At 61.8% G+C, this 23,772-nt stretch carries 22 protein-coding genes and 1 pseudogene; 11 read left to right on the top strand and 12 right to left on the bottom strand.

Going from position 1 to position 23,772, the window contains the following annotated elements; genetic code table 11:
• Nucleotides 1-10 precede the first annotated feature (10 nt).
• A complete protein-coding gene (gene ligD / locus AC193Q_RS09370; RefSeq protein WP_315438638.1) occupies nt 11-2,596 on the top strand; it encodes a DNA ligase D in 2,586 nt (861 codons plus the stop codon).
• On the opposite strand, the gene AC193Q_RS09365 is transcribed toward ligD, so the two are convergent.
• Entirely contained in the window at nt 2,597-3,019 is a 423-nt protein-coding gene (locus AC193Q_RS09365) for a hypothetical protein (protein ID WP_041073505.1), read from the bottom strand.
• A 68-nt stretch (nt 3,020-3,087) separates the two neighbouring features.
• The gene (locus tag AC193Q_RS09360) at nt 3,088-3,402 is read right to left on the bottom strand and encodes a DUF2388 domain-containing protein (protein WP_025111286.1); all 315 of its coding nucleotides are present in this window, start codon (nt 3,400-3,402) and stop codon (nt 3,088-3,090) included.
• A gap of 186 nt (nt 3,403-3,588) precedes the next feature.
• On the opposite strand from AC193Q_RS09360, the pseudogene AC193Q_RS09355 reads away from it, so the two are divergent.
• The 3 genes and pseudogenes from AC193Q_RS09355 to mqo all read left to right on the top strand — a co-directional run.
• A pseudogene (locus AC193Q_RS09355) lies at nt 3,589-4,299 on the top strand (MCP four helix bundle domain-containing protein); the annotation flags it as partial.
• Nucleotides 4,300-4,338: 39 nt separating this feature from the next.
• Complete coding sequence (locus AC193Q_RS09350) at nt 4,339-5,202, top strand: methyl-accepting chemotaxis protein (protein WP_483879630.1); 864 nt, start codon at nt 4,339-4,341, stop codon at nt 5,200-5,202.
• 392 nt (nt 5,203-5,594) lie between these two features.
• Nucleotides 5,595-7,238, top strand: a complete 1,644-nt coding sequence (gene mqo, locus AC193Q_RS09345) for a malate dehydrogenase (quinone) (protein WP_041073501.1) — start codon at nt 5,595-5,597, stop codon at nt 7,236-7,238.
• Nucleotides 7,239-7,391: 153 nt separating this feature from the next.
• On the opposite strand, the gene AC193Q_RS09340 is transcribed toward mqo, so the two are convergent.
• Entirely contained in the window at nt 7,392-7,823 is a 432-nt protein-coding gene (locus tag AC193Q_RS09340; RefSeq protein WP_121186112.1) for a nuclear transport factor 2 family protein, read from the bottom strand.
• A gap of 517 nt (nt 7,824-8,340) precedes the next feature.
• On the opposite strand from AC193Q_RS09340, the gene AC193Q_RS09335 reads away from it, so the two are divergent.
• Together AC193Q_RS09335 and AC193Q_RS09330 are read left to right on the top strand one after the other, a co-directional pair.
• Complete coding sequence (locus AC193Q_RS09335) at nt 8,341-9,552, top strand: helix-turn-helix domain-containing protein (protein WP_121186110.1); 1,212 nt, start codon at nt 8,341-8,343, stop codon at nt 9,550-9,552.
• 31 nt (nt 9,553-9,583) lie between these two features.
• Nucleotides 9,584-10,216, top strand: coding sequence for a Vgb family protein (locus AC193Q_RS09330; RefSeq protein WP_047293469.1), 633 nt, complete (start codon nt 9,584-9,586; stop codon nt 10,214-10,216).
• 130 nt (nt 10,217-10,346) lie between these two features.
• Here the strand turns inward: AC193Q_RS09330 and AC193Q_RS09325 are convergent, their stop codons facing one another.
• Both AC193Q_RS09325 and AC193Q_RS09320 read right to left on the bottom strand, forming a co-directional pair.
• Nucleotides 10,347-11,213: a CAP domain-containing protein gene (locus AC193Q_RS09325; RefSeq protein WP_041073492.1), complete on the bottom strand. Its 867-nt coding sequence runs from the start codon at nt 11,211-11,213 to the stop codon at nt 10,347-10,349.
• Nucleotides 11,214-11,460: 247 nt separating this feature from the next.
• Nucleotides 11,461-12,234 carry an alpha/beta fold hydrolase gene (locus tag AC193Q_RS09320; RefSeq protein WP_476283674.1) on the bottom strand — a complete coding sequence of 258 codons (774 nt, stop codon included), beginning with the start codon at nt 12,232-12,234 and terminating at the stop codon, nt 11,461-11,463.
• 112 nt (nt 12,235-12,346) lie between these two features.
• Here AC193Q_RS09320 and AC193Q_RS09315 point away from each other — a divergent pair, with 112 nt between their 5' ends.
• Nucleotides 12,347-13,306 (top strand): aldo/keto reductase, encoded by a 960-nt coding sequence (locus AC193Q_RS09315; RefSeq protein ID WP_183082851.1) that lies wholly within the window; start codon nt 12,347-12,349, stop codon nt 13,304-13,306.
• Here the strand turns inward: AC193Q_RS09315 and AC193Q_RS09310 are convergent.
• Nucleotides 13,263-14,204 carry a LysR family transcriptional regulator gene (locus tag AC193Q_RS09310; protein ID WP_047293814.1) on the bottom strand — a complete coding sequence of 314 codons (942 nt, stop codon included), beginning with the start codon at nt 14,202-14,204 and terminating at the stop codon, nt 13,263-13,265. The genes AC193Q_RS09315 and AC193Q_RS09310 overlap by 44 nt on opposite strands.
• Before the next feature lie 198 nt (nt 14,205-14,402).
• Here AC193Q_RS09310 and AC193Q_RS09305 point away from each other — a divergent pair, with 198 nt between their 5' ends.
• Nucleotides 14,403-14,819 carry a (R)-mandelonitrile lyase gene (locus AC193Q_RS09305; protein WP_047293477.1) on the top strand — a complete coding sequence of 139 codons (417 nt, stop codon included), beginning with the start codon at nt 14,403-14,405 and terminating at the stop codon, nt 14,817-14,819.
• Between the two features lie 93 nt (nt 14,820-14,912).
• Here the strand turns inward: AC193Q_RS09305 and paoC are convergent, their stop codons facing one another.
• From paoC to AC193Q_RS09285, 4 genes are all read right to left on the bottom strand, one after another.
• Nucleotides 14,913-17,108, bottom strand: a complete 2,196-nt coding sequence (paoC, locus tag AC193Q_RS09300; RefSeq protein ID WP_483879438.1) for an aldehyde oxidoreductase molybdenum-binding subunit PaoC — start codon at nt 17,106-17,108, stop codon at nt 14,913-14,915.
• Entirely contained in the window at nt 17,105-18,061 is a 957-nt protein-coding gene (locus AC193Q_RS09295) for an FAD binding domain-containing protein (RefSeq protein ID WP_121186102.1), read from the bottom strand. Before AC193Q_RS09295 ends, paoC begins: the two co-directional genes overlap by 4 nt.
• Nucleotides 18,058-18,681 carry an aldehyde dehydrogenase iron-sulfur subunit PaoA gene (gene paoA, locus AC193Q_RS09290; RefSeq protein ID WP_095668892.1) on the bottom strand — a complete coding sequence of 208 codons (624 nt, stop codon included), beginning with the start codon at nt 18,679-18,681 and terminating at the stop codon, nt 18,058-18,060. The genes AC193Q_RS09295 and paoA overlap by 4 nt, the downstream gene beginning before the upstream one ends.
• 276 nt (nt 18,682-18,957) lie before the next feature.
• Entirely contained in the window at nt 18,958-20,712 is a 1,755-nt protein-coding gene (locus AC193Q_RS09285; RefSeq protein WP_121187784.1) for an L-lactate permease, read from the bottom strand.
• A 244-nt stretch (nt 20,713-20,956) separates the two neighbouring features.
• On the opposite strand from AC193Q_RS09285, the gene AC193Q_RS09280 reads away from it, so the two are divergent.
• Nucleotides 20,957-21,163, top strand: a complete 207-nt coding sequence (locus AC193Q_RS09280; RefSeq protein WP_041073476.1) for a hypothetical protein — start codon at nt 20,957-20,959, stop codon at nt 21,161-21,163.
• Between the two features lie 45 nt (nt 21,164-21,208).
• On the opposite strand, the gene AC193Q_RS09275 is transcribed toward AC193Q_RS09280, so the two are convergent.
• Nucleotides 21,209-21,481, bottom strand: coding sequence for a hypothetical protein (locus AC193Q_RS09275; RefSeq protein WP_121186100.1), 273 nt, complete (start codon nt 21,479-21,481; stop codon nt 21,209-21,211).
• Nucleotides 21,482-21,853: 372 nt separating this feature from the next.
• Here AC193Q_RS09275 and AC193Q_RS09270 point away from each other — a divergent pair, with 372 nt between their 5' ends.
• Both AC193Q_RS09270 and AC193Q_RS09265 read left to right on the top strand, forming a co-directional pair.
• Nucleotides 21,854-22,933 carry a hypothetical protein gene (locus tag AC193Q_RS09270; protein ID WP_121186098.1) on the top strand — a complete coding sequence of 360 codons (1,080 nt, stop codon included), beginning with the start codon at nt 21,854-21,856 and terminating at the stop codon, nt 22,931-22,933.
• Between the two features lie 2 nt (nt 22,934-22,935).
• A complete protein-coding gene (locus tag AC193Q_RS09265; RefSeq protein WP_121186096.1) occupies nt 22,936-23,289 on the top strand; it encodes a DUF1428 domain-containing protein in 354 nt (117 codons plus the stop codon).
• 250 nt (nt 23,290-23,539) lie between these two features.
• On the opposite strand, the gene AC193Q_RS09260 is transcribed toward AC193Q_RS09265, so the two are convergent.
• On the bottom strand, nt 23,540-23,734 hold the full coding sequence (locus tag AC193Q_RS09260) for a PIN domain-containing protein (protein ID WP_047293818.1): 195 nt from the start codon (nt 23,732-23,734) through the stop codon (nt 23,540-23,542).
• Between the last annotated feature and the right edge of the window lie 38 nt (nt 23,735-23,772).

Below are 23,772 nucleotides of genomic sequence, written 5' to 3'. Positions count from 1 at the left end.
CAGGTGCGCCATGACCAGGAACCTCGACGACTACAACCGCATGCGCGATTTTTCGGCGACCTCGGAGCCCGCTGCCATCAAGCGCCGTGGCCGCAGCAAGGCGACTGAGCATGCGCTGCAGTTCTGCATCCAGAAGCACGACGCTTCGCACCTGCATTATGACTTTCGCCTCGAACTCGATGGCGCGCTGAAGAGCTGGGCGGTGCCCAAGGGGCCGTCGCTCGACCCCAAGGTCAAACGCCTGGCGGTGCACGTCGAAGATCACCCGCTGGATTATGCGACGTTCGAGGGCAGCATTCCCGAAGGGCATTACGGCGCCGGCGATGTGATCGTCTGGGATCGTGGTGTGTGGATTCCGCAGGAAGACCCGGCCAAGGCTTACGCCAAGGGCAAACTTAAATTCGAACTGCAAGGCGAGAAGCTGTCCGGCCTCTGGAATCTGGTGCGCACCCACATGCCGGGCAAGAAGGAAAACTGGTTTCTGATCAAACATCAGGACAGCGCTGCACGCCCGCAAGACGATTACGATGTGCTCAGTGCCGAGCCGCACAGTGTGCTCAGCGACCGCACCTTGATCAGCAAACCCAAGCTTGCCGCCGAGCAAGCCAAACCGGTGAAGAAGGCCCCGGCCAAACCGCGTAGAACGGCGTCCGGTACGCTCACGGGTGCGCGCAAGGCCAAACTGCCGGCGCAACTCAAGCCGGAACTGGCGACGCTGGTCGACAGCGCCCCCGAAGGACAGTGGAGTTACGAGATCAAGTTCGACGGTTACCGGATTCTGGCGCGCATCGATCATGATCAGGTGCAGCTGTTTACCCGCAATGGCCATGACTGGACGCACAAGCTGCCGCAACAGGCGCAGGCTCTGGCCGAGCTGGGCCTGGAATCGGCGTGGCTGGACGGCGAAATGGTTGTCGCCAACGAACACGGTGTGCCGGACTTTCAGGCACTGCAGAATGCGTTCGAAGCTGGAAGCAGCGGCAACATCGTCTATTACCTGTTCGATTTGCCTTACCTCAATGGCGTCGACCTGCGCGAAGTGCCGGTCGAGGAGCGCCGCGCCGCGCTGTCCACAGTGCTCGCTGGGCATCAGCAGCCCTTGCTGCGCTTCTCCGAAGCCTTCGACGAAACCCCGGACGCGCTGCTCAACAGCGCCTGCCAGATGCAAATGGAAGGACTGATCGGCAAGCGCCTGGGTTCGCCTTACGTATCGCGGCGCAGCAGCGACTGGATCAAGCTCAAGTGCAAGCATCGTCAGGAATTCGTGGTTGTCGGCTATACCGATCCGAAGGGCGCGCGCAGTGCCTTCGGCGCCTTGCTGCTGGGTTTGCATGACCGCGACAGTGGCGAATTGCGTTACGCCGGCAAGGTCGGCACCGGGTTCAACGACACCACCCTGAAAAGCATCCTTGCCCAACTCAAGCCGTTGCAGGTGAAGAAGGCTGCCGTGGTCAACCCGCCAAGCGGCTTCGACGCCAAGGGTGTGCACTGGCTCAAACCGAATCTGTTGGCGGAAGTGGCATTCGCCGAAATGACCAAGGACGGCTCGGTGCGCCATGCCGTGTTCCATGGTCTGCGCAATGACAAACCGGCCAGGGCAATTACCGAGGAGCGCGCGAAACCCGTGAAGACTTCAGCGAAAGCCACCCCATCGAAAAAGGCTGCACCGGCAAAGAAAAAGGCTGAAGCAGCACCGTCACAACTGGGCCTCGCCAGCGGCAAGGTGCGCATCACCCACCCCGACCGGGTAATCGATGCGGTCAGTGGCACCACCAAGATGCAACTGGCCGAGTATTACGCCAGCGTCGCCGAGTGGATCCTGCCGCAGCTCAAGGATCGTCCAGTGGCACTGGTGCGTGCGCCGGACGGTATCGCCGGCGAACTGTTCTTCCAGAAAAACGCCGAGCGTCTGGCGATTCCCGGCATCACCACGCTGGACAAGGAGGTTACCGGTCAGCCGGTGATGCTGATCAACAACGCCGAAGCCTTGATCGGCGCCGTGCAGATGAGCACGGTCGAGCTGCACACCTGGAACGCCACCACCATTGATCTGGACAAGCCTGACCGCTTTGTCCTCGATCTTGATCCGGATCCCGCGCTCCCATGGAAAAGCATGGTCGAAGCCACTGCGCTGACTCTGACCGTGCTCGACGAACTGGGGCTCAAGGCGTTTCTCAAGACCAGCGGGGGCAAAGGCATTCACTTGGTGGTGCCATTGACCCGCAAGCACGGCTGGGACGAGGTCAAGGATTTCAGCCATGCGATTGTCAGTCATATGGCGAACTTGTTGCCGGAACGGTTTTCCGCGGTGTCCGGGCCGAAAAACCGGGTTGGACGAATTTTCATCGATTACCTGCGCAACGGTTTGGGTGCCACCACTATTTGTGCCTACGCGGCGCGCACCCGCGAGGGGCTGCCGGTGTCGGTGCCGCTGTTTCGCGAAGAGGTGGCGCAGATCAAGGGTGGCAATCAGTGGAACATCAGCAATGTCCATGAGCGCCTGAACGAGGTCGGCGACGCGCCGTGGGCCGACATGAAGAAAACCCGCCAGAGCATCACTGCAGAGATGCGCAAGCGGGTTGGCATGAAAAGATGATCAAGTGTCGCGCAGCAAGTCGTGGGCGTTGAGGAGTTCGAAAGCGATTTCAGGGTGGTTGCTCAGGCCTCGACGAATGGCCGCCGGAATCGCTTTGCGCGTCTTGCGGCACAGACCCGGCAGCGCTTCGATCTGAATCTCGATGCCGAGCATGGTGCGCACTTCATGAAAGCCCGGCGCAACTTCAACTCGCAGGCCCAATTGTTCGTGCATGCGATCTTGCAGATGGCGCAGGTCGGCGAGGTCTTTGAGTTGTTCCAGGCGGGCGAGCAGGATTTTTTCCTGCTCGCGAGTCAGGCGCAGGATACGCAGATCGCTGCCGGGATTTTCCAGCAACGATTCGCGCCCGCAATCGCAGGCGCCGGGCGGGCAGGGTGAGCGCAAAGGCGCAGGCGGCGCAAGAGTCGTCATGGCCTCCATCATAGAGGCCGTCGGACTGTTTTGCCTATGTGCCTTCAGTTGCCATCCATCGGCCGCTGCCTGCGTGGCAACTACTGATTCAGGCCTTCGTAATGCACCAGAATCGCGTTGGCAAGGTCTTCATCGCTGGCGTTGAGACCGGGGTTGTCGTGCCGGACCTGTTGAAGCACCGACTCCAGATAGACCCCTCGTATGGCACCGCCGCTGGCCACGAACGCTGACAGGTCATCGCGCGCCGGGATCACCATTTTGTGATCCTTGAAGGTCGAGTAAAGCGACGCGGAAACACCCGCCGAGGTGGCGACATCGCCGGCATCGACACGGGCCAGAGCCGAGCCGACAGGGAGGCACAGCAGGAGAGAAGAAACGAGCACTAACTTGCGCATGACGGTGTTCCTCCACAAGCGCGAAGCAAAAAGGAAGACTACATAATCTCAGAGGTGCGACCTTTGCCGGAGTTCCGTTCAAACACGCGGATACTTGCTGAAACGCTCTGAAGCGGCACATCTGCACAAATAAGCTTAACTGAACTCCTGACAGGTGCATTCGGCGCGCCTCAGGAGGAACCCACCGTGTCGATCAAATTGCGTTTGCTGTTGCTGATAGCAACCAGCCTGCTGACCGCGCTGATCGTGAGTCTGGTCAGCTATGTGGGGAATACGCGGATGTCCGCGGCGGTAGACGACAACGCGGTGAGCATGACTGCGCTGCGCAATCACATGGAAGCCGACATGATGCACGATGCACTGCGGGCTGACGTGTACTCGGCGATGCTGGTGGGCCTGGGCAAAAGTACCGGCACGGCCGCTGAAGTGCGGGATTCGATCAATGAGCACGCGAGCCATTTTCGCGAAGTGCTGGATGAAAACCTCAAACTGCCGGTCAACCCGACAATCAAGACCGCGCTCGAACAGATCAAGCCCAGCCTGGACACCTACATCGAGGCGGCCGAGCGCATTGTCGGCCTGGCACTGGATAACCCGGACAGCGCGCAGCGGGAGCTCGGCACGTTCAATGCTGCGTTCAGTCAGCTCGAAGCGCAGATGGCCGCGCTCAGTGAGCTGATTGAAAGCAATACCCGGGACACCAGCAAAGCCACCGACAGCGCCATTCGAAATGCCAACATCGCCCTCGGCGTGGTGCTGCTCGCCAGCCTGTTGCTATTAATGGCGCAAGGGCGTTGGGTGACCCGCAGCATCATGGGGCCGCTGAAGTCCGCCAACCACATCGCCCAAAGCATTGCGCATGGCAACCTCAGCGAGCCGATCAGCGAACCGGCCGGCAAGGATGAAGCCAGCACGCTGATCCGCAACCTGGCGACCATGCAGCGCGATCTGCGAGACATGATCGACGTGGTGCGCCGCAACGCGCATGGCGTCAGTGGCATGAGCGAGCAGTTGAGCCACGGCTGCCATCAGGTCGCCGACAGCAGTCAGCAGCAAAGCACCGCCGCCGGCACCATGGCCGCTGCCGCGAGCCAGATGACCGCCAGCATCGAGGAAATCACCCGCCATGCCGAACGCGCACTGGGCATGGCCAATCAGGCCGAGTCGCTGGCCAAGAGCGGCGGACAGGTGATCCATCAGGTGGTCAGCGACATGGACGACATCGCCCGCTCGGCGCAGCAGTCGGCACAGGTGATCCGCACGCTGGATCAGGAATCCGAAGGCATCTTCAACATCATTCAGGTGATCAAGAGCATCGCCGACCAGACCAACCTGCTGGCACTCAACGCCGCCATCGAAGCGGCACGAGCCGGCGAGCAGGGCCGGGGCTTCGCCGTGGTCGCCGACGAAGTGCGCAGTCTGGCCGCGCGGACCAGCGCCTCAACCCAGGAAATCGCGGCGATGGTCGCGCGCATCCAGAACAGTACCCGCGAAGCGGTCAGCAGCATGGAGGCCGGCGTGGCTCAGGTGGACAAAGGCATGGCGGTCACGGCTGAAGTCGAGCGGGCGATCCGCGAGATCCTCGACGCCACCCTCAGCACCACGCAACTGGTCAATGACATCACCCGCACCATCGGCGAGCAAAGCCAGGCCAGCAACGAAATTGCCCATCAGGTGGAAATGATCGCCGGGATGTCCGAGGGCAACAGCAAAGTGATCGGGCAGACGGCCAACACCACCGATGAACTGTCGAGTCTGGCCGGGGCGCTGGCGTTGTCGGTGGACCGGTTTCGGTTGTAGGGCCGCCATCGCGAGCAGGTTTGCGGATCATGTTCAGCCCAAACCGGCCGATAACGCCCAGAGCGGAAAAAGACTCTCAAGTCGGGAACAGACGCGCGGGTTTGCCCTGACGTGATATTCTTCGCGCCAACTTGGTTTGACCTAATTCGGTTGGCCTGCCTTTTTGGCAGGCTGACGGAATCCCTGTCGCTCAAGTAGCTGAAGCCAATAATGATAAAAAGTCAGTTCAGAAGGGACATTAACTGAGGTCGATGCGGTACGTCGGCCTTGTGTGCCCACCCGTCAACATTGCAGTGTGAAGGTGCCCGCGACCCTGGCCTGAGTGTCGCGACAAAAGGCCCTCATACCCACAACAGCGGCGGGCGGAAGGCGTTTTATCATAGGTGCAACAGATGTTTAAGAAAGTGAACACAGCCTTGCTCGGGCTGGCTTTGGCGATGGGGATGTCGTCCGCCAATGCTGCAGAAGCAAAGAAAGTCGACGTTCTGTTGATCGGCGGCGGCATCATGAGCACCACCCTGGGTGTGTGGATCAATGAGCTGGAGCCAAGCTGGTCGATGGAAATGGTCGAGCGCCTCGATGGCGTCGCCCTGGAAAGCTCCAACGGCTGGAACAACGCCGGTACTGGTCATTCGGCGCTCGCCGAGCTGAACTACACCCCGGAAGACGACAAAGGCAACGTGACGATCCCGAAAGCCGTCGAGATCAACGAAGCGTTCCAGGTCTCCCGTCAGTTCTGGGCCTGGCAGGTTCAGCAAGGCGTTCTGAAGAACCCTCGCTCGTTCATCAACACCACGCCGCACATGAGCTTCGTGTGGGGTGACGACAACATCAAGTTCCTGAAAAAGCGCTACGAAGCCCTGCAGGCGAGCCCGCTGTTCGCCGGCATGCAGTACTCCGAAGACCCGGCTGTGATCAAGAAGTGGGTCCCGCTGATGATGGAAGGGCGTGACCCGAACCAGAAAATCGCGGCCACCTGGAGCCCGCTGGGTACCGACATGAACTTCGGCGAAATCACCCGCCAGTTCGCCGGTTACCTGCAGACCAAGCCTAACTTCGACCTGAAGCTGTCGAGTGAAGTCGAAGACATCACCAAGAACGCCGATGGCACCTGGCGCGTCAGCTACAAAAACCTGAAAGACGGCACCAAAACCGAAACCGATGCCAAGTTCGTGTTCATCGGCGCCGGTGGCGGCGCTCTGCACCTGCTGCAGAAGTCGGGCATTCCTGAAGCCAAGGAATATGCTGGCTTCCCGGTAGGCGGCTCGTTCCTGGTGACCGATAACCCGGCCATCGCCGAGCAGCACCTGGCCAAGGCCTACGGCAAAGCTTCGGTTGGCGCACCGCCGATGTCGGTTCCGCACCTGGACACCCGTGTTCTGGACGGCAAGCGCGTCATCCTGTTTGGCCCATTCGCGACCTTCAGCACCAAGTTCCTCAAAGAAGGCTCGTACCTGGACCTGCTGACCAGCACCACCACCCACAACATCTGGCCAATGACCAAGGTCGGCATCAAGGAATACCCGCTGGTCGAGTACCTGGCCGGTCAACTGATGCTGTCGGATGAAGACCGTCTGAACGCGCTGAAGGAATACTTCCCGAACGCCAAAGCCGAAGACTGGCGCCTGTGGCAAGCCGGCCAACGCGTGCAGATCATCAAGCGTGATGAAGCCGCTGGCGGCGTGCTGAAACTGGGCACCGAAATCGTTGCTGCACAAGACGGCTCCATCGCTGGTCTGCTGGGCGCATCGCCAGGCGCGTCGACTGCTGCACCGATCATGCTGAGCGTGCTGCAGAAAGTCTTCAAAGACAAAGTCGCTACCCCTGAGTGGCAAGCCAAGCTGCACCAGATCGTTCCAAGCTACGGCACCCAGCTGAACAACGATCCGGCCAAAGTGGCACAAGAGTGGGCGTACACCGCCAAGATCCTCGAACTGCCAACGCCTCCGGTGATCGGTCAGGCTGCTCCGGCTGCACCAGCAGCTGAGAAAGCTGAAGCACCGAAGGAAAATGCTGCACGTGACATGGCGCTGTAACCACACGCCAGATGCACAAAAGCCCACTGCACCGGTAACGGTCAGTGGGCTTTTTTTGTGCCAAAAACCCGCTGTAGGAGCTGCCGCAGGCTGCGATCTTTTGATCTTGATTTGAACAGATCAAGATCAAAAGATCGCAGCCTGCGGCAGCTCCTACACAGGTTTTGCGTTTGCCAGGTAGGCGCCCAACCGCCGTCCCATTTCCTCGCCGAGGGCCTGCAACCCACTCAACGGCCGCACCATCACCTCGAACTCGATAATTTTCCCGCGCTCATCGAAGCGAATCATGTCGATCCCCTTCAACTCTTTCGTCCCCACCTTGGCACTGAACTCCAGCACCACATTCAAACCATCGGCAGTCGCCAGTTCACGGTGGTATTTGAAATCTTCAAACACGTTGAACACGGTGTTGAGGATCATCGTCACCACAGGTGCGCCGGGGTAGGGCGAGTGGGCCATGGGCGAGCGGAACAGCGCATTCGGATCAAGCAGCTCGGGCAAGGCCTTGAGGTTGCCGGTGCGGATCATCTCGTGCCAGCGCTTCAAGGATTCGGCGGCGTTGGGGTGCAGGTTCAGTTTGGACATTGACCACTCCTGGAATTGTTGTTGTTTTTCGCGCGACGGCAATCACTCTAGTTCAAAGCGGCGTGCCCTCGAATCTTTGTGTGCCGGTCTGAATATCACGCCATGTCCGGAACAGATCAGTTTGGTATCTGATCTGTATTTTTCTGTTGGATCTGCCTCTGTAACCGGCTCAGTCAGGCGCTCAGAATAGCCCGGCAATCCGGTCACCCGCGGCTGCCCTTCATCCCGAAGCGCCCGGTGCACCGCAAGCTCAACATTAAGGAGAGCAGCATGAACAAGATGGCGATTTTCCTCGGTGGTTTTCTGACGTTGACCATTCTGATCGGAATGCTTGCGACGATTTCTCCGGTCTGACTCCGGCAGTACTCCACCAGACTCCAGCGCCCTTTCTTATCGAAGGGCGCGGCTGTTTCTACCGCGTTGTCATTTCTCGCATCACACCGTACTGGTGTCCGTCCGCTAACTGGACTAAACCGGGATATCCAGTCCCGGAAACTTTCACTGTGCCTGATCTGTCATGGACTCGTTGATCAACGCTGCCGGCCGTGCGCTCGCGGTGGGTGATCCGCTGGCCGCGTTGAAGCTCGTCGCCTTGCGTGAAGACCCGCCTGCGCTGGCGCTGCGGGGCATCGCCATGGCTCAGCTCGGTGATGTGTCCCGAGCCAAGGCGCTGCTGCAGCGGGCGGTCAAGGCGTTCGGCGCCAACGAGCCGTTGTCCCGAGCGCGCTGCGTCGTGGCCGAGGCCGAAGTGGCGCTGGCGACGCGGGATCTGGGCTGGCCGGTGAAAGCGCTGGAGGCGGCGCGGCAGCGCTTGCTCGATCACGGCGATCAACTGAACGCTGCGCATGCCCGCTATTTGCAAATCCGCCGGCTGTTGCTGATCGGCCAGCTCGATGAGGCGCAGGCGTTGCTCGCCGCACTTGATCCCACCGCGTTGCCCCCGCCGTTGCGGGCCGCTCATGGATTGATGACGGCCGGTATTGCGCTGCGTCAGGTGCAGGCGCACACGGCGCGGGCGGCGCTGGAACTTGCGCAACGGGCGGCGCAGCAAGCGGCTATTCCCGCGCTGACCGCAGAGACCGAACAGGCCTTGCAAATGCTCGATGCACCTGCGGCGCAACTGATTGTGTCTGGCCGGTCTCAGACCGTGACGCTCGCGCAGGTTGAAGCGTTGTTCGCCTCGCCGGCGCTGGTGGTCGATGCGTGTCGCTACAGCGTGCGCGGCGCGGGGATGACCGTGGCCCTGGCGACGCGGCCGGTGCTGTTCGGTCTGCTGCGGATGCTGGCTCAGGCGTGGCCGGAAGATGTGTCGAGAGAGGCGCTGATCGCTCAGGCGTTTCGCTTGAAACTAAGCGACGAATCCCATCGCGCACGCCTGCGGGTGGAGATCGGTCGCTTGCGTTCGGCGTTGCAGCCCCTGGCGCGGATCATCGCGACGGCGCGCGGTTTTGCCCTGGTCGCCGAGGATGTGGCGTTGCTCACCTTGCCGGTCGAGGATAAATACGCCGCGCTGCTGGCCTTGCTCGCCGATGGCGAAGCCTGGTCGAGTTCGGCGCTGGCGTTGGCGTTGGGCTGCAGTCAACGGCAAGTGCAGCGTTCACTGGAAGCACTGGCGCAGGCGGATAAAGTGCAAGGGTTCGGTGTGGGTCGTGCGCGGCGCTGGACCATGCCGCCGTTGCCGGGTTTCGCGACGATCTTGTTACTCCCGGTGTCGTTGGGCAATGGCTAGGCTGGACACTCATACCAACGAGGAAGGCAGCATGAAACAGGCAAACGCAGAAATCCTTCGTGAGTACGGCCCGTTCGACGGCGTCGAACGTGTCCACGGCGTGACCTTCGACGGCCAGCACGTGTGGTTCGCCAGTGACGGCCAGCTCAATGCGCTGGACCCGGCCAGCGGCGAAACCGTGCGCACGCTCAAAGTCGGTGCCGACGCTGGCACCGCGTTCGACGGCCAGTACCTGTTCCAGATCGCCGACAGCCGTATCCAGAAAATCGACCCGACCACCGGCCGTGTGCTGAACACCGTCCCGGCGCCGGGCGGCGGCAACGATTCGGGGATGGCCTGGGCCGAAGGCTCGCTGTGGATCGGCCAGTATCGCGAGCGCAAGATCTATCAGGTCGATCCTGAGACCGGCGCGGTCTTGCGCACGCTGGCGTCAGACCGCTTTGTCACCGGGGTCACCTGGGTCGACGGCGCGTTATGGCATGGCACCTGGGAGGGCGATGAAAGTGAACTGCGCCGGGTTGATCCGCAAGATGGCGAGGTCCTGGAGCGTTTGAAGATGCCTGCGGGGACAGGCGTTTCCGGGCTGGAAGCGGATGACGGCGAGCGCTTTTACTGCGGTGGCGGGGGGAGTGGGCGGCTGCGGGCGGTGCGGCGGCCCAAGTGATGGAGGGTGCCTGCTCTGGCCCTTCGCGAGCAGGCTCGCTCCCACATTTTGCCCGGTTGAGGCTGAACCCATGTGGGAGCGAGCTTGCTCGCGAAGGGGCCAGTAGCTTCACTGAAAATCTCTCAGCGAATCAAGGCGCACCAAACACCATCGTCCAGTAAACCCCTTCATCACTGCGCGCCTCACTGGCAAAACCCGCGCCGACCTGGGTGAACATCGGGTTCATCAGGTTGGCACAATGCCCGGGACTGGCCAGCCATCCGGCCATCGCCTTGCCCGGTGAACTCTGGCCGGCGGCGATGTTTTCGCCGATCTGCCGGCCCCGATAACCTGCCGCCCTTGCGCGATCGGCCGGCATGTCGCCGTCCGGATCACGGTGGGCGAAATAGTTGCCATACGCCATGGCCTTGCTATGCCCTTGCGCGGCGGCTCCCAGCGCCGGGTTCCAGCTGAGCGGGCGAGCGGCGGCGAAGCGCTGGCGTCCACACATCCGTGGGCGTGCACGGGCGGCGTTGACCTCGGCGAGCAAGGCTTTGCCGACGCTGCGGTTGTCGCCGACGCGACTGTCGAGCACCGGTTGCGCCAGCACCACTTGCCATTCACCGCGGGCGCGGCTGACGCCGATGTCGGCGTACTGGGCGTCGAGCAGGGCGGTGCAGTGGCTGTCTTGCAGCTGTTCGAAGGCTTCCTCGGCATCCCCGGCACCGACGATGCGGATGCTGCGCACCGCCACCGCCGAATATCCCGAAGACTTCAATCTCTCGCGCAAGCCACCGCCGTAGCCATAGCCGATCGGCAACGCCAGATTCGACTTCAGCGACAGTGGCGCCAGGCGCTGGGCAGGGCGACGTTCGCAGCGTTGCGGATGGGCGCGGTAATCGTTGATGGCGGCCACCAGCTGCCGCTCTTCGCTGGCGTGGGCGGTCTCGGTGAACAGTGGGGCAAGGATCAGCAGGCACAGCGAAACGAAGCGTGATGAGCGAACGACATGGCGCATGGGACGGCAGACTCAGGGGAAAGGACAGTGCTGAAGTGGGTGGTCGCGGAATGCGGCGCCACTAGGACTGGGCTTTTTGCACTTGGTTCATGCTGGCAAACTGGCTTTTTTGCTGGGTGTGAAGGAGAGGGTGATCCAGGATTTTGTGTTGTCCGCGCTGGCCCCTTCGCGAGCAGGCTCGCAAAGAGCCAGGTGGGAGCGAGCCTGCTCGCGAAGGAGCCAGTTCAGCCGACGCAATAATCGGCTATCAGCGATCAAGCACTGCCTGCATCCACTGCAGATACTGCGCCCGCTCGGCAATCGAGTTGTGCCCCGAATCCGGCACTACTCGCAGCGTCGCCACACCTTTGGGGAAATGCCCCAGCAGCCGCTGCGTGCTGTCCCGTGGAATCACCTCATCATCGCTGGCTGCCAGCAGCAGGGTCGGTACTTGAATGTGCGCGGCATAGCGACCCGACTCGAAGCGATCCTTCAGCAGCCATTTCACCGGAAACCACGGGTATTGGCGCACGGCGAGTTCTTCGAGGCTGTTGTACGGCGTCACCAGAATCAATGTCTGCGCCGGGCGCTGACTCGCCAGCCGCACCGCCACTCCGGAACCCAGGCTGCGCCCGACCACGGCAATCTGCGGATGGCTGGCGTAGACCCGGTCAAACAGCGCCAGCGCATCTTCGGCAATCGCTTCCTCCGAGGGTGAGCCACCGCTGCCGCCAAAGCCCCGGTAGTTCAACAGATACACCGCGTAATCGGGAAACGCTGCGCTGAATGAAGGCAAGTTGTGCGACACGTCCTCGGCATTCCCGCCGAAGTAGATCAGCGCTTTCGGACCCGCATGTTCGCGAACGGTTATCCAGACATCGGCATCCGGCATCGCCAGTTTCAGCCGTGAATCTGCCGTGGTCACGGCACTGCCAGGCTGGGGGAAATAGATCAGCGAACGCTGAAACACGAACAAGGCCCCGCACAGCAAAACGTAGAGGGCGATGAGCAAAGCGACGACTGACATCAGGATTCTGGACATTCGGCTAACTTTAACGGGACGCGGGTGTTCGCTGTCGCAGTGTAGTCCAGCGCCGTGGAGGGACAGCTGTCGCACACAACGTGCAACAGATTCACGCAGCAGGGGAACCAGCATGAGCCACACTGAGGGTTGCTCCCGTCGCCGATTGCTCACGCTGGCTGCCGGGGTTTCGGCGGTGCTGAGCTTTGACCGGGCGTTGGCCACTGCCGCCACGCCGAGTGCCACTTCGCCGAACCAGGCAGGAGACCAGACCATGCAGACCCGCGCCATCCCTTCCAGCGCCGAACGACTGCCCGTGGTGGGCCTGGGCACTTATCGCGGCTTCGATGTTGAGCCCGGCGAGACCGCCTATAAACAACTGCCGACAGTGCTCGACGAGTTGTTCAAAAAGGGCGGCACGCTGATCGACAGCTCACCGATGTATGGCCGCGCCGAGCAAACCACTGGCGAACTGCTGGCGATCCACGAACCGCGTTCGCCGGCCTTTCTCGCCACCAAGGTCTGGACGCGCGGGCGCGAGGAAGGTATCGCGCAGATGGAGCAATCCTTCCGTCTGCTGCGCACCGAACGCATCGACCTGATGCAGATCCACAACCTGCTGGACTGGCAAAGTCATCTGCCGACTCTGCGCGCGTGGAAAGCCGAGGGGCGTATCCGCTACATCGGCATCACCCATTACACGCCCTCGGCTTACGACGACGTCGAAGCAGTGCTCAAGGCTGAACCACTCGATTTTCTGCAAATCAATTACGCCCTCGATGACCGTGGCGTGGAAAAACGCATTCTGCCGTTGTGCCGCGAGCGCGGGGTCGCGGTGATCTGCAACCGGCCGTTTGGCGGTGGCGGGCTGCTCGAGCGGCTCAGGGGCAAGCCGCTGCCGGCGTGGGTGTCGGACGTGCAGGTCAACAGTTGGCCGCAACTGGCGCTGAAGTTTTTGCTGTCGCACCCGGCGGTGACCTGCGTGATTCCCGGCACCGGCAATCCGCGCTATATGGCCGACAACGCTGGCGCGGGGTTCGGGCCGATGCTCACCGATGCGCAGCGGCATCAGTTGATTGCGCTGCTGGGATAGGCGCCTGCCCGCGATACCGCAACGCCTCGACCAACAACGCAAACGCCGGCGCCGCCTGCCGTCGACTCGGGTAATACAGGTGATAACCGGCAAACGTCGGACACCAGTCGGCCAGCACTTGCAGCAGACGCCCGTCGGCCAGATAGGGCGCGACGATGTTTTCCGGAATGTAGCTCAGGCCAAAACCGTCGAGTGCGGCGTCGAGCAGCGGATACACGCCATTGAGGGTGACTTGCCCGGAAACCCGCACCTTGAGGCTTTCGCCATCCTTCTCGAACTCCCAGGTGTACAGCCCGCCGTTGGTGGGCAGGCGCAGGTTGTTACAGGCATGGGCGGTCAGATCCCGCGGTGTTTGCGGCTGTTCACGCTTGGCGAAGTAAGCAGGCGAGCCGACCACCGCCATGCGCATGTCCGGGCCGATGCGGGTGGCAATCATGCCTTGCGCGACATCTTCGCCCAGCCGCACGCCGGCGTCGAAGCCTTGCCCGGCGATGTCAACGAAACCGTAGTCGCAGATCACCTCGACGGCGATGTCCGGGTATTGGGGCAGGAATTCCTTGAGCACCGGACGCAACAGCCAATTCAGCGAATGGTCGGTGGCACTGATGCGGATCCGGCCTGCGGGCGTCTCGCGCAGGTTGCTCAGGGCCGCCAGTTCCTGCTCGATCTCTTCGAAGCGCGGGCCGATGGTCTGCAGCAGATGTTCGCCAGCCTCGGTGGGCGAGACGCTGCGTGTGGTGCGCGTCAGCAGGCGCAGGCCAAGGCGCGCTTCGAGGGCGCGAATGGTATGGCTGAGCGCCGATTGTGAAACGCCCAGTCTGGCCGCGGCTTTGGTGAAACTGCGCTCGCGGGCCACAGCGAGGAAGGCGAGCAGGTCACTGGCGTTTTCTCGAAGCATTGATGAGTGTCCTGCATAAGTTTTTTCGAATTCTAGTCGATTATCTGAAGAGTACGGCTCGCTAAACTGACGCAAGTTCCCTGTAGGAGCTGCCGCAGGCTGCGATCTTTTGATGTTGTTTTTGAAAATCAAAGATCAAAAGATCGCAGCCTGCGGCAGCTCCTACAGGGAGATCTCTTTCAGATTTGGAGTCTTGTGATGAATGCACATATCTCAGGCGTTACCGTCACCCCCAACGGCTCGCAGCCTTCGGCCAAAGGCCCGACGGACTGGTTCACCGGCACCGTACGCGTTGACGCGCCGTTCAAAGGAAGCGAGGCAGCGCGCGTCAGCGGCGCCACGGTGACCTTCGAGCCGGGCGCACGCACCGCGTGGCATACCCATCCGTTGGGTCAGACGCTGATCGTCACCGCCGGTTCAGGTTTTGTGCAGGAGTGGGGGCAACCGGTTCGCGAGATCCGCCCCGGCGATACCGTGTGGATCGCGCCGCAGGTGAAGCACTGGCATGGCGCCGCGCCGACCACGGCGATGACACACATTGCGATTGCCGAGGTGCTGGACGGTGAAGTGGTGGAGTGGATGGAGCAGGTGAGTGCGGCACAGTACCCGAACTGACCTGTGGAGGAGCTGCCGCAGGCTGCGATCTTTTGACTTTAGCCTCTCAAGCAAAAGCAAAAGATCGCAGCCTGCGGCAGCTCCTACAGAGGGTCAGATCATCTCTGGCAAGGAAGAGAGGATCTTGTCGAGGGTGATCGGATACTCACGCACCCGCGCCCCGGTGGCGTTGTAGATCGCATTCGCCACCGCCGCACTCACGCCGCAAATCCCCAGTTCACCCACACCCTTGGCTTTCATCGGCGATGAAACCGGATCGGCTTCGTCGAGGAAAATCACTTCCTGATGCGGGATGTCAGCATGCACCGGCACCTCGTATCCAGCCAGGTCGTGATTGACGAAAAAGCCCAGCCGCTTGTCCACCGCCAGCTCTTCCATCAGTGCCGCGCCGACGCCCATGGTCATCGCCCCGATCACTTGGCTGCGCGCGGCTTTCGGGTTGAGAATCCGTCCCGCCGCGCATACCGCGAGCATACGCCGCACGCGGACTTCGCCGGTCGCTGCATCCACTGCCACTTCGACGAAATGCGCACCGAAAGTCGACTGCTGATACTGCTTGGCGAGGTCGCCGAATTCGATGCTGTCCTCGGCCTCGACCACGCCATCTTTTGCCGCATCACGCAGCGGCAGAGTCTTGCCGCCGGCACGCACCTGACCGTCGGCGAACTCGACGTCACTACCGCTCATGCCCAGCTTCGTCGCCACCGCTTCACGCAGTTTCATGCACGCGGCATACACCCCGGCAGTCGAGCAGTTACCGCCGAACTGGCCGCCGGAACCGGACGACACCGGGAAGTTCGAATCGCCCAGATGCACCGTCACATCCGCCAGAGGCACGCCCATCATCTCGGCGGCGGTCTGGGCGATGATGGTGTAGCTGCCGGTACCGATGTCGGTCATGTCGGTTTCCACCGTGACCTTGCCATCGCGCTCCAGCCGCACCCGGGCGCCGGATTTCAGCAGCAGGTTGTTGCGAAACGCCGCAGCGACGCCCATGCCAATCAGCCAGCGGCCTTCGCGACGGCTACCGGGTGTGGCGTTGCGCTGGTTCCAGCCGAATTTCTCGGCGCCGGTCTGCAGGCATTCGATCAGACGCCGCTGAGAGAACGGACGCTCGGTTTTTACCGGATCGACCTGCGTGTCATTGAGGATGCGGAACTGCACCGGGTCGAGCTTGAGCTGCTCGGCCATTTCGTCCATGGCGATTTCCAGCGCCATCAGCCCCGGCGCCTCACCCGGCGCGCGCATGGAGTTTCCTTCGGGCAGATCCAGCGGCGCCCGGCGCATGGTCACCCGGCGGTTTTCCCCGGCATAAAGCAACTGGCTCGGTTGCGCGGCGACCTCGACTTTGCCGTCCTTGAGGTTGCCCGACCAGCCTTCGTGGGCGATGGCGCTGAGCTTGCCGTCCGCCGTCGCGCCCATCCGAATACGCTGAATCGTGGCCGGGCGGTGGGTGGTGTTGTTGGCCATTTGCGGGCGGGCGAGAGCGACTTTCACCGGGCGGTTGGCCAGGCGCGCACCAAGGGCGGCGAGGATCGCGTCGGCACGAATGAACAGTTTGCCGCCGAAGCCGCCGCCGATGTACGGCGAGATCAGGCGCACGTTTTCCTTGGGCAGGCCAAGGGTCGTGGCGACGTCGCCGACGCTCCAGGCAATCATCTGATTGGAGGTCCACAAGGTCAGGTGATCACCTTTCCATGCGGCCAATGTGGCGTGCGGTTCCATCATTGCGTGGGATTGATCGGGGGTGGTGTAGGTCTGGTCGAACTGCACCGGCGCAGCGGCAAAGGCTTTGTCGAAATCGCCGTGGGTGACGTCGGGCAACTCGTCGTCTTCGACGCCTTGGTCAAGCACGTTGGCCAGTTCAAACTCGCCTTTGGCCGTGACGTAATCGACCTTGACCAATTGCGCTGCGGCGCGGGCCTGCTCGAAGGTCTCGGCGACCACCAGCGCCACAGCCTGGTGATAGTGCTGCACCTCGGGCCCGGCGAGCAGCGGCGCCGAATTGTATTGGCCTTTACCGAGCTTGCCGGCATTGGCGGCGGTAACGATGGCCAGCACGCCCGGCGCGGCTTGGGCCGCGTCAAGATCAATGTGGCTGATGCGGCCCTTGGCGATGGCCGAACCGACCATGAAACCGTAAGCCTGATTCGCCACGGCCTTATGCTGCTCGTAAGCATACGGCGCCTGGCCGCTGGTTTTCAGCGGGCCTTCGATGCGGTCGGTGGGCCTGCCGACGACTTTCAGTTGGTCGATCGGGTTGGTGGTGGCGGGCGTGTCGAATTTCATGCCTGATCCCTCGCTTGCGCCAACACCGAGCCCAGCGTGCGCTCGACCAGCGTCAGTTTGAATTGGTTGTCGTGGGTTGGCGTGGCGCCGTCAAGCAGACGTTCGCTGACGGCTTTAGCGCCTTGGGGCAGCAACGCGTCAGCGGCGTCGACCCGCCACGGTTTCGGCGCGATACCACCGACCGCCACACGGCCGCTGCCGTCCTTGTGCAGGATCAGTCCGACCGATACCAAGGCAAAGGCGTAGGACGAGCGATCGCGCACCTTGTGATAAATGTGCGTGCCGCCGACTGGAGCCGGCAGGGTTACCGACGTGATGAACTCGCCGGGGGTGAGGTTGGTTTCGATATTCGGCGTGTTGCCCGGCAGTTGATGGAAATCGGCGATGGCGATGCTGCGGGTGCTGCCGTCCGGTTTCACCGTTTCAACCTGTGCATCGAGGGCGCGCATGGCAATTGCCATGTCGCTGGGGTGGGTGGCGATGCAGGCGTCACTGACTCCGATCAGCCCCAGTTGCCGACTGACCCCGCCAATCGCCGCGCAGCCGCTGCCGGGCTGGCGTTTGTTGCAGGCCTGATTGACGTCATAGAAGTACGGGCAGCGAGTGCGTTGCAGCAGGTTGCCGGCGGTGCTCGCCATGTTGCGCAACTGACCGGAAGCGCCGGCGAGCAAGGCGCGGGAGAGCAGCGCGTAGTCCTTGCGCACGCGGCTGTCGGCGGCCAGATCGGTGTTGCGCACCAGCGCGCCGATGCGCAATCCGCCTTCAGGTGTGGCTTCGATCTGATCGAGGCCCAAGTGGTTGACGTCGATCAGGTGCAGCGGGGTTTCGATGTCGAGTTTCATCAGGTCCAGCAGGTTGGTGCCGCCGGCGATGAACTTCGCGCCTTCAATCTGCGCCGCCAGCGTTGCGGCTGCGGCGGGGGAGTCGGCGCGGCTGTAATTGAACGCTCTCATGCTGGCACCTGCGCAACTTCAGTGATGGCTTCGATGATGTTCGAGTAGGCGCCGCAGCGGCAGATGTTGCCGCTCATGCGCTCCTGGAATTCGCTGGCGATCAGTTGTGGCGCCTCGGTCAGGCTGGGGCTGACGTGGCTGGGGATGCCCTCGCGAATTTCCTTGAGCACCGCCACCGCCGAACAGATCTGCCCCGGCGTGCAATAGCCGCACTGGTAGCCGTCGTGCTTGATGAACGCGGCCTGCATCGGGTGCAGATGGTCGGGCATGCCCAAGCCTTCTATGGTGGTGATCTCGCTGCCTTCGTGCATCACCGCCAGGGTCAGGCAGGCATTGATTCGGCGGCCGTCGGCGATCACCGTGCAGGCGCCGCACTGGCCGTGGTCGCAGCCTTTCTTGCTGCCGGTCAGGTGCAGGTGTTCGCGCAGGGCGTCGAGCAGGGTGGTGCGGTTGTCGACCTCAAGGGCTTGGGGTGTACCGTTGACGTTGATTGTCAGTTTGGCCATGGCGGGTTGCTCCAGACTGGCCGCGTAGGCCTTGAGGCTGATGAAAGGGGGCATTGCAAACGCGGTGGCGGTCACCGCGCCGAGGATCAGGAATCTTCGTCGGGAAATCGTCATGCTTCGATTCCTCTCTGGCTTAATCAGGACGGCAGGGATTGAAGGGCCCATAAGGGCGCGCCGGCATGTTTACCGGTCTCGTTCTTGGAATGACCTGCGCGGAGGGGAAAAGGTTTTTGCGGATTTGCGCTATAGAGTTATGCGCAGGATTCATTAATGAGCTGGGCGACGCTGACCTTGTGGGAGCGGGCTTGCCCGCGATGAGGTCGTGTCAGTCAGCATTGCTTGAATGACACACCGCCATCGCGGGCAAGCCCGCTCCCGCAGGTATTGTGTTCAATGCCCGCCAACCACCATGTGCGTGAACGGCGCCACATACGCCTGCAACGTCACCAGCCCGCCCACCAGGATGGCCAGCACAATCGAGTGGAAGAACACGTAGCGCAGAATTTCGCCCTCATGCCCATACCAGCGGGTCGCGGTGGAGGCGACCACGATCGATTGCGCATCGACCATCTTGCCCATCACCCCGCCGGAACTGTTGGCCGCCGCCATCAGCACCGGGCTGATGCCCAGCTGTTCCGAGGTCACTCGTTGCAGTCCGCCGAACAGCACGTTCGAAGCTGTGTCCGAGCCAGTCAACGCGACGCCGAGCCAGCCGAGCAGGGTGCCGAACATCGGATAGAACACTCCGGTCGCGGCAAACGCCAGACCCATGGTGGCGTCCAGTCCGGAATAACGCGTGAGGAACCCCAGCGCCAGCATCGCGGCAATGGTGATCAGCGAAAAGCGCACCACCCACAACGTGCGCAAGTATTGCTTGATCAGTTGCGGGATCGAATAGCCCATCAGCAGTCCGCCGACAATCGCCGCCAGCAGAATGCCGCTGCCGGTGGCGGTGAACCAGGTGAACTTGTAGATCGCTTCCTCGGCTTTCGGCGCCGGCACCACCGGCGGGACTTTCTGCACTTGCAGGTGCAGGGTGGTGAAGGTCAGCGCCGGGGAGAAAATCGGGTTGGCCTCATTGAGCGGTTTGCCTTGTGGATCGAGTTTGACCGCGTGCGTCACCGGGTCCAGTGCCGGGCGCACATCGAAGATGTTCTTGAAGCCCTGGGTGCCCCAGGCAAACACGAACACCGTGAGGATGATCCACGGCATCCACGCACGCATCACCGCCGGGCGTGCCTGATCGCTGAAGGCGGCGCTGGCGGTGACTTTTTCTTCCTCGACCCGGGAGTTGTCGACCCGCCCCGACAGGGCAGCCGAGGTGTACACCGTCGCCGGTTTCCAGACTCGCAGAAACAGGGTCAGACAGGCCATGGAAATCAGCGCGGCGATCACGTCCACCAGCATCGGCCCGTGGAAGTTCGAGACGAGGAATTGCGGCACCGCGAAGCTGACTCCGGCCACCAGAATCGCCGGCCAGATCTCCAGCATCTTGCGCCACCCGGCAAACGCCCAGATCAACCAGAACGGCACCAGCACCGAGAAAAACGGCAGCTGCCGACCGACCATCATCGACAGTTCCATCTCATCCAGTCCGGTGACCTTGGCTAGGGTGATGATCGGCGTACCGAGTGCGCCGAACGCCACCGGTGCGGTGTTGGCAATCAATGCCAGACCCGACGCCGCCAGCGGCGAAAAACCGAGGCCGATCAAAATCGCTCCGGTTACCGCGACCGGCGTACCGAACCCGGCGGCGCCTTCGAAAAATGCACCGAAGCAGAACGCGATCAGCAGCAACTGCAAACGCCGGTCATCGGTGATGCGTGCGAGGGAATCCTGCAGCACTTTGAACGAGCCGTTCTCGGTGGTCAGGCGGTGCAGAAAAATGATGTTGAGCACGATCCAGCCGATCGGCAGCAAACCATTGGCCGCGCCGAACAACGCCGCCGAACCGGCCATGCTCGCCGGCATGCCGAAGGCGAAGATCGAAATCAACAATGCCGAAGCCAGGGCGAGCAGGGCGGCCAGGTGCGCCTTGACGTGAAAGAACGCCAGCGCCGCGAGCATCACCACCACCGGCACCGCGGCCATGAGCGTGGAGATCAGCGGGTTGCCGAACGGGTCGTAGATTTGCTGCCAGACCATGATCCACCTCTGCTTGTTGTTATCGAGGCGCAGATCCATTGCGTGGGAGTCGGTAAGCAGCAGTATAGGTGGCATTTCGCCGCCGCCCGGATACAGCAAATCGGCCGATCAACGGTCGTGCCCGGGCAGTGAATCAAAGTCCTTTTGTCCGGTCGTATCAGCGGCTGCGCGCACTGCGTCCTGTGAAGGCGTGGGCAGTGGCAGCCGTTCCGTCGTCAAGACCTTGGTTTTAGGGAAGTGTTGAATGAAGCGCGCTACAACGATGCTACTGACCGTGACTGCCGCCGTATTGCTGGCGGGCTGTGTGGCGGACTTTGATGATGACCACCGCCACGGGCGGCATTACGATCGCGATCATGGCCGTTACTACGACCATGACCGACGTTGGGATGATCGCGACGATGGTCGTCGTGACGGGCGTCGTTACTATCGTGACCGCGACGATGACTGAGTAGAAATGAAAAGGGCGTTCCCGCAACGGGAACGCCCTCGGCGATTAAAAATGAGCGCTCGCCCGGACGCTGGAATGCGCAGGCACGGTGGCCTCGAGATCCAGCAAATGGGTGGCGAGTATGTCGCTCAGAAAGCGGAACTGATCGTTGATGCCGACCACTTCATTGCTGAAGTGATTGCTCGCAGCGGGCATCAGCACATCGTCGAAATCTTCGTTGAACAGCAGCGCTTGCGTCTTGCGCGAGACGACCTGCTGGTCGTAATAGTTGCTGCCGAACGCCGGGAAGCTTACGGAGAGGGTGATGGTGCGAATCATGATGGGTACTCCTCGTTGCGTCTCGGATGGATGAATCGTGCCTTGGCCGGGCGGTGGGCGGAAGGCAATCGTGGCGATGGTGAATATCGACGGCGTTGATGGTTGATAGGTGTGGTGGATTGACTGGCCTCATCGCTGGCAAGCCAGCTCCCACAGGTTTTCGGCTGTTCATTGGGTTGATGGCTACTGAAGTTTTCCATGGAGCTTACAAGCCAGCTCCCACAGGTTTTTCGGGTGCTCAATGGATTGATGTTCACAGAAGGGCTCTGTGGGAGCTGGCTTGCCAGCGATGGCGTCGGTACAGCCAACATCCTCGGAAACTGACACACCTATACTCAATGCTGTCTCCCTCCATTCAAGGACTCCACCACCGTGAACCTGCGTGCGCTGAGCCTCGCCGCACTGTGTCTGCTGGCTGGCTGCGCCACCTCGGCCCGCGCTCCGGTGGCGCCGCGAGCGGTGGTGGTATCCCCGGCGACCTGGCAGCAGATCGACCGCGACATCGTCAGCGCCTCGCAGCAATCCACCGAGCAAGTCAAAGTATTTGCCCGTGGTTCGATGGAACATTGGCGCACTCGCGTCTATCAGCAAACTGAAGAAAATTTCATTCCGTGGTTCAGCAGCTACTGGACTCAGGAATGGCTGTCGATGAAGGTCAGTTGGTACACCATCAGTGCTGGCGGCGAACAGGACGCGTCGGCCAAGCGTCTGGCGAGCTATCTGCTTGAGCAATATCAGGAAAGAGTGCTGGCGCCGGTCGCGGTGGAGATCGATCCGGACGCGATCCTCGGTCAGGCCACGGCGTTCTACGCGCAACTGATGGCCCAGCAGATGCCGCTCATCGCCCAGCGCTATGGCATGCCGGTGGCCCAACTCAACGGGCGTCTGCAGAAGGTCCCGGCCATCGCCCTCGGGCCGCCGCCGGCGCGGGATGCGTCGCTGTATCAGATCATCAGCACCGAGCCGCTGAACACCTTGCCGGCGTATGCCGCGCTGATCGACAAGATCCACACCGAGGGCGGCAGCAAGGGCATTGCCTCGACCGACGCCGGCATGGCCCCTGTGGCCAAACGCGCCAGTCAACGGATGGAAGCGGAAATGGCGCCGCGCGGAGCGGCCAGTGCGGTGGCGGCTGCGGCGGGCAAGTTGGTTGGCGGGGTGATCTCGATTGGGGTGGCGGGCATCCGCGCGATCATCCAGGCCAATGACCGGCCCGACAGCGAAGCGCTGATTCGCAGCAGCCTGGGCAGTACCTTCGACAAGGCCTGGACGAAACTGCTGCAAAACCCGACCACCGGGGTCATGGCTGGAACGCTGCATATCGCCGGGCAGGTCGAGGGCAGCCTTGGCGGGGGCGAACAACCGTCGGTCGGGCAGGGGCTGAATCGTGTCGAATGGCGACCTCCCGAATCGACCAATCAGCAGATAGAACCCAACGTGCAAGGAGAGTGATCATGGCTTACATCGATATTTTTGTAGCACCCGTGCCGAATGCCAACCGCGAGCAGTACAAAAAACACTGTGCGATCGCCGCGAAACTGTTCAAGGAGTACGGAGCGAAGGAGGTGGTTCAGGGCTGGGGCGATGACGTGCCGGAAGGCAAAGTCACGTCATTCCCGATGGCGGTAAAACTCAAGGACGGCGAGACCGTTTCGGCCGGCTGGTTGATCTGGCCCGACAAAGCCACCCGCGATGCCGGCATGGCAAAGATGATGGAAGACCCGCGCATGCAACCGGACGTCAACCCGATGGGGTTTGATGGGCAACGGATGATCTTTGGGGGCTTCAAGAACATTCTTGAATCCTGAACTCACCAGATTCCGTGTAGGAGTGAGCCTGCTCGCGATGACGGTGTGTCAGTCAGCGGGTTTGCAAAATGTGCCGGCCTCTTCGCGGGCAAGCCACGCTCCCACAGGGTTTTGCGGATGGCGACGATCATGGGCACGCCACAAATCCAGTGTGGGAGCGAGCCTGCTAGCGAAAGCGGCGTGTCAGGCAATGTGAGGCTGAATGTGTGGACGCTTTCGCGAGCAGGCTTGCTCCCACATGGGGTGGTGGTCACTCTGGAGTGGGGGTGATCCGGCAGCTTTTGCGGTGGCGGATTTCTTCCTCCGTCGGTCGTTCGCGGACGAATTCGAAACGCGGTTCACCTTCGCTGTAATGCACCAGCCAGCCCCATTCCAGCTCGGTTTCATCCTGCCCTGGGCTGGGTGGTCGGGCCCACCAAGGCTCTTTGCTGAGGATCTCGCGCATGGCGACCTCCAGTTCGATGGCCATCCTTGAACTATAGC

It is taken from the genome of Pseudomonas sp. F2 (assembly GCF_057174385.1).
The sequence above is the reverse complement of the archived record's forward strand: the minus strand, read 5'-3'. Positions and strand labels throughout refer to the sequence as shown.

Bases quoted from the DNA above. Each gene is read 5' to 3' on its own strand.
- ligD (WP_315438638.1), top strand. From the start codon at position 11: ATGACCAGGAACCTCGACGACTACAACCGCATGCGCGATTTTTCGGCG.
- AC193Q_RS09365 (WP_041073505.1), bottom strand. From the start codon at position 3,019: ATGATGGAGGCCATGACGACTCTTGCGCCGCCTGCGCCTTTGCGCTCA.
- AC193Q_RS09360 (WP_025111286.1), bottom strand. From the start codon at position 3,402: ATGCGCAAGTTAGTGCTCGTTTCTTCTCTCCTGCTGTGCCTCCCTGTC.
- AC193Q_RS09350 (WP_483879630.1), top strand. From the start codon at position 4,339: ATGCAGCGCGATCTGCGAGACATGATCGACGTGGTGCGCCGCAACGCG.
- mqo (WP_041073501.1), top strand. From the start codon at position 5,595: ATGTTTAAGAAAGTGAACACAGCCTTGCTCGGGCTGGCTTTGGCGATG.
- AC193Q_RS09340 (WP_121186112.1), bottom strand. From the start codon at position 7,823: ATGTCCAAACTGAACCTGCACCCCAACGCCGCCGAATCCTTGAAGCGC.
- AC193Q_RS09335 (WP_121186110.1), top strand. From the start codon at position 8,341: ATGGACTCGTTGATCAACGCTGCCGGCCGTGCGCTCGCGGTGGGTGAT.
- AC193Q_RS09330 (WP_047293469.1), top strand. From the start codon at position 9,584: ATGAAACAGGCAAACGCAGAAATCCTTCGTGAGTACGGCCCGTTCGAC.
- AC193Q_RS09325 (WP_041073492.1), bottom strand. From the start codon at position 11,213: ATGCGCCATGTCGTTCGCTCATCACGCTTCGTTTCGCTGTGCCTGCTG.
- AC193Q_RS09320 (WP_476283674.1), bottom strand. From the start codon at position 12,234: ATGTCCAGAATCCTGATGTCAGTCGTCGCTTTGCTCATCGCCCTCTAC.
- AC193Q_RS09315 (WP_183082851.1), top strand. From the start codon at position 12,347: ATGAGCCACACTGAGGGTTGCTCCCGTCGCCGATTGCTCACGCTGGCT.
- AC193Q_RS09310 (WP_047293814.1), bottom strand. From the start codon at position 14,204: ATGCTTCGAGAAAACGCCAGTGACCTGCTCGCCTTCCTCGCTGTGGCC.
- AC193Q_RS09305 (WP_047293477.1), top strand. From the start codon at position 14,403: ATGAATGCACATATCTCAGGCGTTACCGTCACCCCCAACGGCTCGCAG.
- paoC (WP_483879438.1), bottom strand. From the start codon at position 17,108: ATGAAATTCGACACGCCCGCCACCACCAACCCGATCGACCAACTGAAA.
- AC193Q_RS09295 (WP_121186102.1), bottom strand. From the start codon at position 18,061: ATGAGAGCGTTCAATTACAGCCGCGCCGACTCCCCCGCCGCAGCCGCA.
- paoA (WP_095668892.1), bottom strand. From the start codon at position 18,681: ATGACGATTTCCCGACGAAGATTCCTGATCCTCGGCGCGGTGACCGCC.
- AC193Q_RS09285 (WP_121187784.1), bottom strand. From the start codon at position 20,712: ATGGTCTGGCAGCAAATCTACGACCCGTTCGGCAACCCGCTGATCTCC.
- AC193Q_RS09280 (WP_041073476.1), top strand. From the start codon at position 20,957: ATGAAGCGCGCTACAACGATGCTACTGACCGTGACTGCCGCCGTATTG.
- AC193Q_RS09275 (WP_121186100.1), bottom strand. From the start codon at position 21,481: ATGATTCGCACCATCACCCTCTCCGTAAGCTTCCCGGCGTTCGGCAGC.
- AC193Q_RS09265 (WP_121186096.1), top strand. From the start codon at position 22,936: ATGGCTTACATCGATATTTTTGTAGCACCCGTGCCGAATGCCAACCGC.
- AC193Q_RS09260 (WP_047293818.1), bottom strand. From the start codon at position 23,734: ATGCGCGAGATCCTCAGCAAAGAGCCTTGGTGGGCCCGACCACCCAGC.